Here is a 1,046-nt window from a genome sequence, read left to right on the forward strand (position 1 = left end):
TCCACGCCTTCCGGCAGCTGCACCGCACCGGTGATGTCGGTGGTGCGGAAGTAGAACTGCGGACGGTAGCCCTTGAAGAACGGGGTGTGACGGCCGCCCTCGTCCTTCGACAGCACGTACACCTCGGCTTCGAACTCGGTGTGCGGCTTGATCGAACCCGGCTTGCACAGCACCTGGCCGCGCTCCACGTCGTCACGCTTGGTGCCGCGCAGCAGCAGGCCCGCGTTGTCGCCCGCCTGGCCCTGGTCCAGCAGCTTGCGGAACATTTCCACGCCGGTCACGGTGGTCTTCTGCGTCGCACGGATGCCGACGATTTCGATTTCGTCGCCCACCTTGATGATGCCGCGCTCGATACGACCGGTCACCACGGTGCCGCGGCCCGAGATCGAGAACACGTCTTCCACCGGCATCAGGAACGGCTTGTCCACGTCGCGCTGCGGCTCCGGGATGAACGAGTCCAGCGCGTCCACCAGCTTCAGGATCGCCGGCACGCCGATCTCGCTCTGGTCGCCTTCCAGCGCCAGACGCGCCGAACCGTGGATGATCGGGGTGTCGTCGCCCGGGAAGTCGTACTTGCTCAGCAGCTCGCGCACTTCCATCTCGACCAGCTCGAGCAGCTCGGCGTCGTCGACCATGTCGGCCTTGTTCAGGAACACCACGATGTGCGGCACGCCGACCTGGCGCGACAGCAGGATGTGCTCGCGGGTCTGCGGCATCGGGCCGTCAGCGGCCGAGCACACCAGGATCGCGCCGTCCATCTGCGCCGCACCGGTGATCATGTTCTTGACGTAGTCCGCGTGACCCGGGCAATCCACGTGCGCGTAGTGGCGCGTCGGGGATTCGTATTCCACGTGGGCGGTCGAGATCGTGATGCCGCGCGCCTTCTCTTCCGGCGCCGCGTCGATCGCGTCGTACGCCTTGAACTCGCCGCCGAAGCGCTCTGCGCCGATCTTGGTCAGCGCCGCGGTCAGCGTGGTCTTGCCGTGGTCGACGTGACCGATGGTGCCGACGTTGACGTGCGGCTTGGTGCGCTCGAACTTACCCTT

1 protein-coding gene is annotated in these 1,046 nt (G+C 66.3%); it reads right to left on the reverse strand.

Translation table 11 applies throughout. From position 1 onward, the window contains the following. Positions 1–1,046: elongation factor Tu (gene tuf / locus D588_RS0114410; RefSeq protein WP_017916484.1), on the reverse strand; the 1,046-nt coding region annotated here is incomplete at both ends.

Origin of the sequence: Xanthomonas sp. SHU 308 (assembly GCF_000364645.1) — a bacterium.
Lineage (GTDB): Bacteria > Pseudomonadota > Gammaproteobacteria > Xanthomonadales > Xanthomonadaceae > Xanthomonas_A > Xanthomonas_A sontii.